This is a genomic window from Rhizobium phaseoli (assembly GCF_010668805.1).
GTDB classification, from domain to species: Bacteria; Pseudomonadota; Alphaproteobacteria; order Rhizobiales; family Rhizobiaceae; genus Rhizobium; species Rhizobium phaseoli_A.
Genome location: NZ_WUFT01000005.1, coordinates 315,784 through 328,225, shown reverse-complemented (window position 1 = coordinate 328,225; position 12,442 = coordinate 315,784). Strand labels below are relative to the sequence as shown.

19 protein-coding genes are annotated in these 12,442 nt (G+C 59.1%); 3 read left to right on the top strand and 16 right to left on the bottom strand.

Features of this window, described 5'->3' with window-relative positions:
* Nucleotides 1-239: 239 nt before the first annotated feature.
* A complete protein-coding gene (msrP, locus tag GR197_RS10480) occupies nucleotides 240-1,187 on the top strand; it encodes a protein-methionine-sulfoxide reductase catalytic subunit MsrP (protein ID WP_164009070.1) in 948 nt (315 codons plus the stop codon).
* The gene (gene msrQ / locus GR197_RS10475) at nucleotides 1,187-1,843 is read left to right on the top strand and encodes a protein-methionine-sulfoxide reductase heme-binding subunit MsrQ (protein ID WP_164009068.1); all 657 of its coding nucleotides are present in this window, start codon (nucleotides 1,187-1,189) and stop codon (nucleotides 1,841-1,843) included. The genes msrP and msrQ overlap by 1 nt, the downstream gene beginning before the upstream one ends.
* 23 nt (nucleotides 1,844-1,866) lie before the next feature.
* Here msrQ and GR197_RS10470 read toward each other — a convergent pair whose 3' ends face one another.
* On the bottom strand, nucleotides 1,867-2,274 hold the full coding sequence (locus GR197_RS10470; protein ID WP_164009066.1) for a DUF2809 domain-containing protein: 408 nt from the start codon (nucleotides 2,272-2,274) through the stop codon (nucleotides 1,867-1,869).
* A 141-nt stretch (nucleotides 2,275-2,415) separates the two neighbouring features.
* On the opposite strand from GR197_RS10470, the gene GR197_RS10465 reads away from it, so the two are divergent.
* Nucleotides 2,416-3,285: a DUF817 domain-containing protein gene (locus GR197_RS10465; RefSeq protein ID WP_164009064.1), complete on the top strand. Its 870-nt coding sequence runs from the start codon at nucleotides 2,416-2,418 to the stop codon at nucleotides 3,283-3,285.
* Nucleotides 3,286-3,417: 132 nt separating this feature from the next.
* Here the strand turns inward: GR197_RS10465 and rplQ are convergent, their stop codons facing one another.
* The 15 genes from rplQ to rplX form a co-directional block, all read right to left on the bottom strand.
* Nucleotides 3,418-3,840 carry a 50S ribosomal protein L17 gene (gene rplQ, locus GR197_RS10460; protein ID WP_007626063.1) on the bottom strand — a complete coding sequence of 141 codons (423 nt, stop codon included), beginning with the start codon at nucleotides 3,838-3,840 and terminating at the stop codon, nucleotides 3,418-3,420.
* Nucleotides 3,841-4,018: 178 nt separating this feature from the next.
* Nucleotides 4,019-5,029 carry a DNA-directed RNA polymerase subunit alpha gene (locus tag GR197_RS10455; protein ID WP_003547579.1) on the bottom strand — a complete coding sequence of 337 codons (1,011 nt, stop codon included), beginning with the start codon at nucleotides 5,027-5,029 and terminating at the stop codon, nucleotides 4,019-4,021.
* Nucleotides 5,030-5,126: 97 nt separating this feature from the next.
* A complete protein-coding gene (gene rpsK, locus GR197_RS10450; protein WP_007626065.1) occupies nucleotides 5,127-5,516 on the bottom strand; it encodes a 30S ribosomal protein S11 in 390 nt (129 codons plus the stop codon).
* Nucleotides 5,517-5,649: 133 nt separating this feature from the next.
* Entirely contained in the window at nucleotides 5,650-6,018 is a 369-nt protein-coding gene (gene rpsM / locus GR197_RS10445) for a 30S ribosomal protein S13 (RefSeq protein WP_007626066.1), read from the bottom strand.
* A 221-nt stretch (nucleotides 6,019-6,239) separates the two neighbouring features.
* A complete protein-coding gene (locus GR197_RS10440; protein WP_164009062.1) occupies nucleotides 6,240-6,890 on the bottom strand; it encodes an adenylate kinase in 651 nt (216 codons plus the stop codon).
* On the bottom strand, nucleotides 6,887-8,227 hold the full coding sequence (secY, locus tag GR197_RS10435; protein WP_164009060.1) for a preprotein translocase subunit SecY: 1,341 nt from the start codon (nucleotides 8,225-8,227) through the stop codon (nucleotides 6,887-6,889). The genes GR197_RS10440 and secY overlap by 4 nt, the downstream gene beginning before the upstream one ends.
* 233 nt (nucleotides 8,228-8,460) lie before the next feature.
* On the bottom strand, nucleotides 8,461-8,937 hold the full coding sequence (rplO, locus tag GR197_RS10430) for a 50S ribosomal protein L15 (RefSeq protein ID WP_007626070.1): 477 nt from the start codon (nucleotides 8,935-8,937) through the stop codon (nucleotides 8,461-8,463).
* Between the two features lie 16 nt (nucleotides 8,938-8,953).
* Nucleotides 8,954-9,163, bottom strand: coding sequence for a 50S ribosomal protein L30 (gene rpmD / locus GR197_RS10425; protein WP_003547566.1), 210 nt, complete (start codon nucleotides 9,161-9,163; stop codon nucleotides 8,954-8,956).
* Between the two features lie 14 nt (nucleotides 9,164-9,177).
* Nucleotides 9,178-9,747, bottom strand: coding sequence for a 30S ribosomal protein S5 (gene rpsE / locus GR197_RS10420; RefSeq protein WP_007626073.1), 570 nt, complete (start codon nucleotides 9,745-9,747; stop codon nucleotides 9,178-9,180).
* A gap of 131 nt (nucleotides 9,748-9,878) precedes the next feature.
* The gene (gene rplR, locus GR197_RS10415; protein ID WP_007626075.1) at nucleotides 9,879-10,241 is read right to left on the bottom strand and encodes a 50S ribosomal protein L18; all 363 of its coding nucleotides are present in this window, start codon (nucleotides 10,239-10,241) and stop codon (nucleotides 9,879-9,881) included.
* Between the two features lie 12 nt (nucleotides 10,242-10,253).
* Nucleotides 10,254-10,787: a 50S ribosomal protein L6 gene (gene rplF / locus GR197_RS10410; protein WP_007626076.1), complete on the bottom strand. Its 534-nt coding sequence runs from the start codon at nucleotides 10,785-10,787 to the stop codon at nucleotides 10,254-10,256.
* A 42-nt stretch (nucleotides 10,788-10,829) separates the two neighbouring features.
* The gene (rpsH, locus tag GR197_RS10405; RefSeq protein ID WP_007626077.1) at nucleotides 10,830-11,228 is read right to left on the bottom strand and encodes a 30S ribosomal protein S8; all 399 of its coding nucleotides are present in this window, start codon (nucleotides 11,226-11,228) and stop codon (nucleotides 10,830-10,832) included.
* 12 nt (nucleotides 11,229-11,240) lie between these two features.
* Nucleotides 11,241-11,546 carry a 30S ribosomal protein S14 gene (gene rpsN, locus GR197_RS10400; RefSeq protein WP_007626078.1) on the bottom strand — a complete coding sequence of 102 codons (306 nt, stop codon included), beginning with the start codon at nucleotides 11,544-11,546 and terminating at the stop codon, nucleotides 11,241-11,243.
* Between the two features lie 32 nt (nucleotides 11,547-11,578).
* A complete protein-coding gene (gene rplE, locus GR197_RS10395; protein ID WP_027668957.1) occupies nucleotides 11,579-12,136 on the bottom strand; it encodes a 50S ribosomal protein L5 in 558 nt (185 codons plus the stop codon).
* The gene (gene rplX, locus GR197_RS10390; protein WP_003547559.1) at nucleotides 12,129-12,437 is read right to left on the bottom strand and encodes a 50S ribosomal protein L24; all 309 of its coding nucleotides are present in this window, start codon (nucleotides 12,435-12,437) and stop codon (nucleotides 12,129-12,131) included. Before rplX ends, rplE begins: the two co-directional genes overlap by 8 nt.
* Nucleotides 12,438-12,442 lie beyond the last annotated feature (5 nt).

The following is a 12,442-nucleotide window of genomic DNA, read 5'->3' as shown; positions in this document are numbered from 1 at the left end:
ACTGCCTATTCCGTCACAGCCGAACACAAAAAATTGGCTTCCCATCAGCAATATTCAAGGCTTAGACACTAAAGCGCGTCGCGATCTTTCAGATTCGTTCCCCGCGCTTCAGGTCCTTGTTTTACGCATGTCGTTCCCGCAAAACCGCTGCACACTTTTGCGCGACATGCTTTAATCCGAATATGCGGGCGGTTCGTTTAGAGACTATATTCGGGAAACCCGCCCAGGAGGTTTTCGACATGCCTAGCTATCGCCCACCGAAGATCGCGTCGTCGGAGATCACGCCGCACCAGGTCTATCTGCGCCGCCGTGAATTCCTCGGTGCTGCAGCACTCGGCGCAATGGCGCTCTACGGCGCCGGCACAGCGAGTGCGGCCGCCCTTTCCGCCGTCGAGAGCAAATACAAAGTCGACGAGAAGCCGACGCCGATCAAGGACGTCACGAGCTACAATAATTTCTATGAGTTCGGCCTCGACAAGGGCGATCCGGCGGCGAATTCCGGCGATTTCAAGCCGCTGCCCTGGACGATCAAGGTCGACGGCATGGTCAACAAGCCTGGCACTTTCGACCTCGAGGCGTTGATCAAGGAATTCCCGATCGAGGAGCGCACCTATCGCATGCGCTGCGTCGAGGCCTGGTCGATGGTCATCCCCTGGGACGGCTTTCCGCTGGCATCGCTGCTCGACAAGGTGGAGCCGCTCGGCAGCGCCAAATACGTCGCCTTCGAAACCGTCGTGCGGCCGGACGAGATGCCGGGGCAAAAAGGCTTCTTCCAGTCGCTCGACTGGCCCTATGTCGAAGGTCTGCGCCTCGACGAGGCGCGTCATCCGCTGACGCTGCTTGCCGTCGGGCTCTATGGCGAAACGCTGCCGAACCAGAACGGCGCGCCGATCCGCCTCGTGGTGCCGTGGAAATATGGCTTCAAAGGCATCAAGTCGATCGTCAGGATCACGCTCACCGACCAGCAGCCGAAGAATACCTGGCAGGTAACCAATGCGCAGGAATACGGCTTCTACGCCAACGTCAACCCGGCAGTGGATCATCCGCGCTGGAGCCAGGCGAGCGAGCGGCGCATCGGCGAAAGCGGCTTCTTCGGCGCGAGCCGCCACCCCACCCTGCCCTTCAACGGCTATGCCGACGAGGTGGCGAGCCTCTATGCCGGCATGGATCTGAAGGCGAATTTCTGATGGCGGAACTGTCGCTCGCCATCCCGAAGCGCTGGCAGCCCGCCTCCGTTTGGCTGCTCTATATTGCAGGCCTCGTGCCGGCTGCCTGGACCTTCTATCTCGGCGCGACCGATCAGCTCGGCGCCGATCCGGTGAAGACCTTCGAGCTTTTCCTCGGGATCTGGACGATCCGTTTCCTGATCGCAACCCTTGCCGTCTCCCCTGCCCGCGAGCTCCTCGGCTGGAATTATCTGCGTTATCGCCGCGCGCTCGGCCTGCTGACCTTCTACTATGCGCTGATGCATTTCACCGTCTACATGGTGCTCGATCAGGCGATGGATATCCACGCCGTCATCAACGACGTGCTGAAGCGGCCCTTCATCATGTTCGGCATGGCCGGACTTGCGATGCTCATACCGCTGGCGGTGACATCCAACAATTTCTCGATACGCCGCCTCGGCAAGAGCTGGATCTGGCTGCACCGCCTCGTCATGATCATCGCCGCCTGCGGAGCGCTGCACTTTGCGCTCTCAACCAAGATCCTCGATCTTGAGCAATATATCTATGTCGGGCTGATCATCGCCCTCATCCTCTACCGCTCCTGGCGGCCGATCGCGCGCAGCCGGAAGAAAGGCCAGGGGCGAACGCGCAATCGCGCGATGGCGTCGGCTTCGTGAGCGGAAAACTTAAGGCCGGGGCCTTATCGCCGCCGACGGGCGGGATCGAAGGCGCAAGCCGCGGCGATCCCGATTGCATAGGCCAGCATGTTCCAGAGCGAAAAGATCCGGCCGAGCAGCAGCGCCCCTGCGGTCGTCAGCCGAAACGCGTCGAGCCAGGGCGTATGATAGAGCCGGAACAACTCCACTGAGATCGCTATCGCCATAGCTATTACAGCAAGGATGGCCGGCCGTGAGCTTGCGACAAAGAGCGTCACGAGCAGATAGACCATCGCCCCCCAGAGCGCCGATGCGCCATAGTTGACGATGATGAAAGGCAGATCGGCCGCGTAGCCAAACCGTCTGAGCAGCAGCCCGAGCGCGATAACCACAAGCACGGCTGCGAGACGAAAGACCTGCTCTCCAGAACGTATTTGAATATTTTCGCGCAATTGAACATATCCCGTCAATCTCAGCCGATTTAACCTCCTACCGCGCGGGCACAAAATTATCAAGCCAGCCACTGTTTGCCGCTGTGAGGCGCTGATAGCCTGTGATTCGTTCAATACAGGTTCGGATATCCCAAAGAGCACATGTCGAAGGCTGCCGCGCTTCAAAGATTACTTCCTTCACTGGACAAGCATTTGACCGATCGGCCGTCCGATCTGCAACGAAGCCGTATTCAGCGCTTTGCCATCGAGTTCGTTTACTTCGGCGTGAAAGAGGCTCGGGCTTGCCTATTTGCCGGTCTTTTTTTCCTGGCGGTATTTCTGGTCCCGCGGGCAGGCCTCGTTCATATTCCCCGCTACGACTTGTTGCTCATCATCGCGCTTGCGATCCAGGTATCGATGATCTGGGCAAAGCTCGAAACTTTCGATGAGCTGAAAGCGATCTCGCTCTTTCATCTGGTCGGCTTTGCGCTGGAGGTCTTCAAGACCTCAGGCGGCATCCAATCATGGAGTTATCCGGATTTCGCCTATACGAAATTATTTGGCGTCCCACTGTTTTCCGGTTTCATGTATGCCGCCGTTGGCAGCTACATCATTCAAGCATGGCGGCTGCTGGACCTGCGGGTGAGGCACCATCCATCCTACGGGATGGCCTGGCTCATGGCGCTGGCGATCTACGCCAATTTTTTTGCGCATCACTATCTCGGCGATTATCGCTGGTATATCGCCGCCTGCACGCTCGGCCTCTACGCCCGGACCACGATCATTTTCCGTCCCTACGATCGCGATCGAAAGATGCCCCTGCTCCTTGCGTTCATCCTGATCGGATTCTTCATCTGGCTTGCGGAAAACATCAGCACCTTCTTCGGTATTTGGCGATATCCGAACCAGGTCGGGGCATGGTCTGCCGTCGAGATCGGAAAATGGAGTTCGTGGTGCCTGCTAGTCATCATGACCTTTACGATCGTCGCGAACCTCAAACATATCAAGCAGCACATACATGTACCCGATTGACGGGCGAAATATCGACGACGAGTTAGCTTCCTTCCGCTGCCCGCCATGCATTGACCAGTCTGCGACCAAGCACAAACAAAAACAGCCGGGCTTTGTGAGCCCGGCTGTTTTGTTTCCGCAAGAGCGGAAGACTTAAGCGGCGACGGCCTGCTCTTCAGCAGCGACGCGGGCCTTGTCGGCTGCGCCCTTGGCGAAGGTGTCGCGATCAACGAATTCGATCACGGCCATGGCTGCATTGTCGCCCTGGCGAAAGCCGGCCTTCATGATGCGCAGGTAGCCGCCGTTGCGGGTGGCGTAACGCGTTGCGATCGTGTCGAACAGCTTCGAAACGACAGCGGCATCGCGGATCTGCGAGATCGCCTGACGGCGAGCATGCAGGTCGCCGCGCTTGCCGAGCGTGACGAGCTTCTCGACGATCGGGCGGATTTCCTTGGCCTTCGGCAGGGTCGTGACGATCTGCTCGTGGGTAATCAGCGAAGCGGCCATGTTGGCGAACATCGCCTTGCGGTGGCTTGCAGTTCTATTCAGCTTGCGGCCGGCTTTACCATGGCGCATTGCTATTCTCCTTTAATGCAGGTGCCCTTGACACTAAGTGGGCCTGCCGTTTCCTGGCACATGCAGGCGATCGGCCTGCTGTTTGACGGGGAAAGGCAGCCGAAAGAGCCTGCCTTCTGTTATGTTCTTGCGATCGGCGTGCGGGCGGAAAACCGCTTCACACTTTTCCTCACGCCGCTCAGTATTGGTCTTCGTAACGCTTGGCGAGATCTTCGATGTTCTCGGGCGGCCATGCCGGCACTTCCATGCCGAGGTGCAGGCCCATGGAAGCGAGAACTTCCTTGATTTCGTTCAGCGACTTGCGACCAAAATTCGGCGTGCGGAGCATTTCTGCTTCGGTCTTCTGAATGAGGTCGCCGATATAGACGATGTTGTCGTTCTTCAGGCAGTTTGCCGAACGGACCGACAATTCGAGTTCGTCCACCTTCTTGAGGAGAGCCGGGTTGAAAGCCAGTTCGGTGACTGCTTCCTCTTCGGTTTCCTTCTGCGGCTCGTCGAAGTTGACGAAGACGCCAAGCTGATCCTGGAGGATGCGCGCCGCAAAAGCGACGGCGTCTTCACCGGTGATCGAGCCATCGGTTTCGATGGTCATGTTCAGCTTGTCGTAGTCGAGAACCTGTCCTTCGCGGGTATTTTCAACCTTGTAGGACACCTTCTTGACCGGCGAATAGAGGCTGTCGACCGGGATGAGACCGATCGGAGCGTCTTCCGCACGATTGCGTTCGGCCGGAACGTAGCCCTTGCCGTTGTTGACGGTGAACTCCATGCGGATTTCGGCACCCTCGTCGAGCGTGCAGATGACATGCTCGGGGTTGAGGATTTCAATATCGCCGACCGTCTGAATGTCGCCAGCCGTGACAACACCCGGACCCTGCTTGCGCACGACCATGCGCTTTGCGTCGTCGCCATCCATCTTGATAGCGATTTCCTTGATGTTGAGCACGATGTCCGTCACGTCTTCGCGGACGCCCGGAATCGACGAGAATTCATGCAGGACGCCATCGATCTGCACCGCCGTGACGGCAGCGCCGCGCAGCGAGGAGAGCAGAACGCGGCGAAGCGCATTGCCGAGGGTGAGGCCGAAGCCGCGCTCCAGCGGTTCGGCAACAAGCGTCGCCCTGGTGCGCGAGCTCGAGGAGAACTCCACCTTGTTCGGCTTGATCAGTTCCTGCCAGTTCTTCTGAATCATGAGTTTGCCTTCCGTTCGTTGCCACCATCCAATCGTGGCAACCGAGCTTGAAAACCACCGGGAGCGCCAAGGCGCTCACCAGTGACGAGAGCGATGATCAGACGCGGCGCTTCTTGCGCGGACGGCAGCCATTGTGCGGGATCGGGGTCACGTCGCGGATGGACGTGATCATGAAACCAGCAGCCTGGAGCGCGCGCAGAGCCGATTCGCGACCCGAACCCGGACCACAAACTTCGACTTCCAGCGACTTCATGCCGTGCTCCTGAGCCTTCTTGGCGCAGTCTTCGGCAGCCATCTGGGCAGCGAACGGGGTCGACTTGCGCGAGCCCTTGAAGCCCTTGGCGCCAGCCGAAGACCAAGCAATCGCGTTGCCCTGGGCATCGGTGATGGTGATCATCGTGTTGTTGAAGGTCGAGTTGACGTGAGCGACACCCGACGAGATATTCTTGCGTTCACGACGGCGAACGCGGACGGCTTCCTTAGCCATGGTATTCCTTTCATTGATCTCTTCGCCGCCGTAATGCCAGCGGCTACACCGGAACGGCGCCTATATGGTCCCGCTCCAAACTCAAAAGAGGCCGGCGCAGACCGCCAGCCTCCCTACCCCGGTTTCCCGGAAATTACTTCTTCTTACCAGCGATTGCCTTTGCCGGGCCCTTGCGGGTACGAGCATTGGTGTGCGTGCGCTGACCGCGGACCGGAAGGCCACGGCGATGACGCAGGCCGCGGTAGCAGCCGAGGTCCATCAGACGCTTGATGTTCATCGAGGTTTCGCGACGAAGATCGCCTTCGACCTGATAGTCGCGGTCGATGGCTTCGCGGATCTGAAGGACTTCGGCGTCCGTCAGCTGATGCACACGACGTTCAGCCGGGATACCGACCTTCTCGACGATTTCCTGTGCGAATTTCGTGCCGATCCCGTGAATGTAGGTCAACGCGATAACAACGCGCTTCGCAGTCGGGATGTTGACGCCAGCGATACGTGCCACGCCTGTTCTCCTTGCATTCCAGTTGCCATCCGGCAAGTGGGCTTCGTTATGCGGTCTTTAGAACCGCTCGTTCAGATTTACGTCCGCAACATGTCAAAACGACCGCACCCGGACTTCCCTGGGAAATCCGCGCCGATCGCATGGAATGTCGCGAGTTGGCGCGGTGTTTAGCGGAATCACTGCTGAAAAGCAACCGTTCCGCCAAGTTTATTTTCAAAGCCTTAAAGCTTCGAAAGAATGTTTTCGACCTCGGCCGTCACCTGATCGATCTCTGCCATACCGTCCACGGACTTGAGTTTGCCCTTGGCATGGTAATAGCCGATCAGCGGCGAGGTTTCCTTGTAGTAGACCTGCAGCCGCGCCGTCATGGTCTCCGGGTTGTCATCGGGACGGCGCTTGAAGTGCGTGGAACCGCACTTGTCACACACGCCTTCGGCAGCCGGAACCTTATCGGTATCGTGATAGACGCTGCCGCACTGTGCGCAGGAGTAGCGACCGGCGACACGACGGACCAGTTCGTCATCGTCGACACGGAATTCGATGACGACGGACAGGTCGAGGCCCTTTGCCCTCAGCATCGCTTCCGTGGCGTCCGCCTGGACGAGCGTCCTGGGGAAACCGTCGAGAATGAAGCCGTTGGCGCAATCGGGTTGATCGATACGCTCGGAGACGATGGCGATAACGATCTCATCCGAGACAAGTTTGCCGGCGTCCATGACTGCCTTGGCGCGCTTGCCGACATCCGTGCCGGCGTTGACCGCGGCACGCAACATGTCCCCCGTGGAAAGCTGCGGAATGCCATGCTTTTCCACGATCCGCTGGGCCTGGGTTCCCTTACCCGCGCCCGGCGGCCCCAAAAGGATAAGTCTCATCTCCCCCTCTTTCCTCCACGCAACTTCGATTTCTTGATCAGGCCTTCGTATTGCTGCGCGATCAGGTGACCCTGGATCTGTGCAACCGTATCAAGAGTTACGCTAACCACGATCAAAAGCGAAGTCCCACCAAGGGATAACGGGATGCCGGTTTGCGACACCAAGATCTCCGGAAGGATGCAGACGAAGACGAGATAGATTGCGCCGATCACCGTGATTCGGGTCAGCACATAGTCGATATATTCGGCCGTGCGCTCGCCCGGGCGGATGCCGGGAATGAAGCCTCCATGCTTCTTCAGATTGTCGGCCGTGTCCTTCGGGTTGAAGACGATGGCCGTATAGAAGAAGGCGAAGAAGGCGATCAGCGCCGCATAGAGCACCATATAGAGGGGGCGGCCATGGCCAAGGGCCGCGACGATCGACGTCGCCCAGGCAGGCATCCCCGACGTGCTGGCAAAGCCTGCAACCGTTGCCGGCAGCAGCAGCAGCGACGAGGCGAAGATCGCCGGAATGACGCCCGACGTGTTGAGCTTCAGCGGCAGGTGCGAGGTATCGCCCTGGAACATCCGGTTGCCGACCTGGCGCTTCGGATACTGAATCAAGAGCCGGCGCTGGGCACGCTCGACGAAGACGATGACGCCGATGACGCCGATCGCGACGACGATGACCAACAGGATGAGGAAGGTCGACAATGCGCCGGTTCGGCCAAGTTCGAGCGTGCTGGCAAGAGCCGTCGGAAGACCGGCGGCGATGCCGGCGAAGATGATCAGCGAGATGCCGTTGCCGATGCCACGCGAGGTGATCTGCTCGCCGAGCCACATCAGGAACATCGTGCCGCCGAGCAGCGTCAGAACGGTGGAAACACGGAAGAACCAGCCCGGATCGACAACAAGGCCCTGGCCGCTCTCAAGGCCGGCGGCAATGCCGTAGGCCTGGAGCGCACCGAGGATGACTGTGCCGTAGCGGGTATACTGGTTGATGATCTTGCGGCCCTGCTCGCCCTCCTTCTTGAGGTTTTCGAGCGCCGGCACGACCGATGTCATGAGCTGCACGATAATCGAAGCAGAGATATAGGGCATGATGCCGAGTGCGAAGATCGCCATGCGCTGAACAGCGCCGCCCGAAAACATGTTGAAGAGGCCGAGAATGCCGCCTGACTGGCCGCGGAAAGCCTGGGCATAGGCTTCGGGATTGAGACCCGGAAGGGGAATATGGGTGCCGAGCCTGTAGACGAGGAGAGCTGCCAGTGTGAACCACAAGCGCTTCTTCAAATCCTCGGCTTTGGCAAAGGTCGAAAAATTGAGGTTGGATGCCAATTGTTCCGCTGCAGAAGCCATGCAATTCTCCGCGCTACCAATTCCGGCGTCTCTAGGGGATAGGCCGGCCCCGGAATCAGTATGAAAATTATTCAAAACCGGGTTCAGAACGGATTGCAGCGCAACCCCATGCCTCACCCTTGTTTTAGTCTTACCGGCATGACGCGGGCGCGCCAGCCAAGTTTTTGTGAGGCCCACATATGGGAGCAAAATCGCCCGGTGTGAAGCACCCCGGGCGAGATATCATCAGATTATTATTCGGCTGCAGCCGGAGCCGAAAGCTGCGTCACGGTGCCGCCGGCCTTTTCGATCTTCTCGACGGCGGGCTTGGAGGCGCCTGCAACGACGATGGTGATCTTCGCCTTCAGCTCGCCGTCGGCGAGAACGCGAACGCCGTCCTTGGGGCGGCGGATGACGCCGGCCGCCTTGAGGGCAGCTGCGTCAACGGTCGCCTTGGCATCCAGCTTGCCGGCGTCGATCGCCGCCTGGATCCGGCCGAGCGACACAACAACAAAATCGGAAGCGAAAATGTTGTTGAAGCCGCGCTTCGGCAGGCGACGATAGATCGGCATCTGGCCGCCTTCGAAGCCGTTGATGGCGACGCCCGAACGGGACTTCTGACCCTTCACGCCGCGACCAGCCGTCTTGCCGGAACCCGAACCGATACCGCGGCCGAGGCGCTTGCGGCTGTGGGTCGAGCCTTCGTTGTCTTTAATTTCATTGAGTTTCATGAGCGTTTCCTCCGTCTCACTTCTCGTCGACGACGCGAACGAGATGCTGGACAGCACGGATCATGCCACGAACGGAAGGAGTATCCTCCAGTGTGCGGCGACGGTGCATCTTGTTCAGTCCGAGACCGATCAGCGTGCGCTGCTGGACATCCGGACGGCGAATCGGGCTGCCGATCTGTTCGATCGTGACAGTCTTCGCTTCAGCCTTCTTGGTAGCCTTGGCCATCTGTCAAACTCCTCTTATTCTTCAGAGGCGTTGCCGGAGGCGCTACGACGAGCCTGCAGCGTTGCATACTTGATGCCGCGCTGAGCTGCGATGTCCTTCGGGTGAACCTGGTGCTTCAGAGCGTCGAAGGTGGCGCGAACCATGTTGTAGGGGTTCGACGAACCGGTCGACTTGGCGACGACGTCATGCATGCCGAGCGTTTCGAATACGGCGCGCATCGGACCGCCGGCGATGATGCCGGTACCGACCTTGGCCGAGCGCAGCAATACCTTGCCGGCGCCGTGGCGGCCATGAACGTCGTGATGCAGCGTACGGCCGTCACGCAGCGGTACGAAGATCAGTTCGCGCTTTGCGGCTTCGGTTGCCTTGCGGATGGCTTCCGGCACTTCACGTGCCTTGCCATGGCCGAAGCCGACGCGGCCCTTCTGGTCGCCAACGACGACGAGTGCTGCAAAACCAAAACGACGGCCGCCCTTGACGACCTTGGCGACGCGGTTGATCGCGACCAGCTTGTCGACGAATTCGCTGTCGCGCTCGTCACGGCTCTGGCGGTCTTCCCGCTGCGGCCTTCTTTCCTGTGCCATTGTCCTCTTCCTTTTTCTTTTCCGGGTGCAATCGGCAAATAAATGTGGACCGCGTCAGCCTCCCCTATCGGAGAGTGCTTGCGGTCCGGCGAAAATCCGGCCGGCGCTAAAAGCGTCCGGCCGGAAACTGATCAGAAGGTGAGACCGCCTTCGCGAGCTGCATCGGCAAGAGCCTTGATGCGGCCGTGAAAGATGAAGGCGCCACGGTCGAACACGACTTCCGTAACACCGGCCTTGGAGGCGCGCTCGGCAACGAGCTTGCCGACAACGGCAGCGGCGGCGGTATCGGCACCGGTCTTCAGAGAACCGCGCAGATCCTTTTCGAGGGTGGAGGCAGACGCAAGCGTCTTGCCGGCCACATCATCGATGACCTGGGCGTAGATGTTCTTCGAGGAGCGATGAACCGACAGGCGCGGACGGCCATTGGCCACCGACTTGATATGACGGCGCACGCGGTTGGCACGACGTGCAAGTGCTTCTTTCCTGCTAGCCATTTCGCGTGATCCTTACTTCTTCTTGCCTTCTTTGCGGACGATCCGCTCGTCAGCGTACTTGACGCCCTTGCCCTTGTAGGGCTCAGGACCGCGATATTCGCGGATTTCAGCGGCGACCTGACCGACCTGCTGCTTATTGATGCCAGAGACAACAATTTCAGTCGGCTTCGGAACGACGATCGTGATGCCGACCGGCGGCTCATAGATCACGTCATGGCTGAAACCGAGAGCCAGCTGCAGGTTCTTGCCCTGCAGGGAGGCGCGGTAACCGACGCCGTTGATTTCGAGCTTGCGCTCAAAGCCATCCGTGACACCCTTGAAGATGCCTTCGATCATTGTGCGGGACATGCCCCACTTTGAACGTGCATCCTTGCTCTGGTTCACCGGCGTCACGACGACCGCGTTATTTTCGAGCTTGAGGCTGATTTCGTCATTAGCAACGAAAAACAGCTCGCCCTTCGGGCCCTTTGCAGTGACCTTCTGGCCATCGACCGTAGCCGTGATCCCAGCAGGCACCTGAACGGGCTTCTTACCGATACGAGACATGTTTCAATCCTGTCTGTTCGCTATGGAGATCCCTGCCCGATCTTAGAAGACCGAGCAAAGAACCTCGCCGCCAACGTTCTGTTCGCGAGCCTGGTGATCGGCCATCACACCCTTCGGAGTCGAAAGGATGGTGATGCCGAGGCCGTTCGCGACCTGCGGAATGGACTTGACCGAGACATAAACCCGGCGGCCCGGCTTGGACACACGGCCGATCTCACGGATCACCGACGCGCCTTCATAATATTTCAGCTCGATGCTGAGTTCCGACTTACCATTGCCGAAATCGACAACGGAATAGCCACGGATGTAGCCTTCGGACTGCAAGACATCGAGAACACGTGCACGGAGCCTGGACGCAGGCGTCGAAACCGACGACTTGCGGCGGGAAGCGCCGTTACGGATACGGGTGAGCATATCGCCCAACGGATCAGTCATTGTCATGTAACCTGCTCCTTACCAGCTCGACTTGACGATACCCGGCACTTTGCCGAAATTGCCCAGTTCACGCAGCGCAATACGCGACATGCGCAGTTTGCGGTAATATGCGCGCGGACGCCCCGAAACTTCGCAACGGTTGCGAACACGGGTCTTCGATCCATCACGCGGCAGGGATGCCAGCTTGATCGAGGCCTTGAACCGCTCTTCGATCGGAAGAGCCTGGTTCATGATGATCGCCTTCAACGCAGCCCGCTTAGCGGACTGGTTGGCGACCGTAGTACGGCGGCGCTTGTTCTTTTCAACTGCGCTTGTCTTCGCCATGTCAGGTTCCTTTTCTACGCTCGTCGTTACGGTTATTGACGGAACGGGAAGCTGAACTCTTTCAGAAGAGCCCGTGCTTCGTCGTCGGTCGTCGCCGTCGTGCAAACGATGATGTCCATGCCCCACATCTGATCAACCTTATCGTAGTTGATCTCAGGGAACACAATGTGCTCCTTGATGCCCATGGCGAAGTTGCCACGGCCGTCAAAGCTTTTCGGGTTCAGGCCGCGAAAGTCGCGAACGCGCGGGAGCGCGATGTTCACGAGGCGGTCCAGGAACTCGTACATGCGGGCGCCGCGCAGGGTGACCTTGGCGCCGATCGGCATCTGTTCGCGGACCTTGAAGCCTGCGATGGAGTTGCGTGCGCGAGTGATGACCGGCTTCTGGCCGGCGATCGCTGCGAGGTCGGCGGCAGCTACCGTCGGCTTCTTCGAGTCAGCGGTCGCTTCGCCAACACCCATGTTGATCACGATCTTGTCGAGCTTCGGGATCATCATCTCGTTGGCGTAGGAGAATTGCTCCTGCAACGCCTTGCGGATGCGCTCGACATATTCCTTCTTGAGCCGTGGCTCGTATTTTGCCTCAGCCATCGATCACTTCTCCAGAACGCTTGGCCACACGGACCTTCTTGCCGTCAACAACCTTGAAACCGACGCGGGTCGGCTTGCCGTCCTTGTCGATGATTGCAACGTTAGAGAGGTGGACCGGTGCTTCCTTGTTGATGATGCCGGCTTCCTGGGTCTGCGTCTGGCGCTGATGGCGCTTGACGACGTTGACGCCACGAACAACGGCACGATCTTCCTTCGGCATGACCTGGACAACTTCGCCGGTACGGCCCTTGTCCTTGCCAGCGAGCATGACGACCTTGTCGCCCTTACGAATCTTCTGCATCGCTT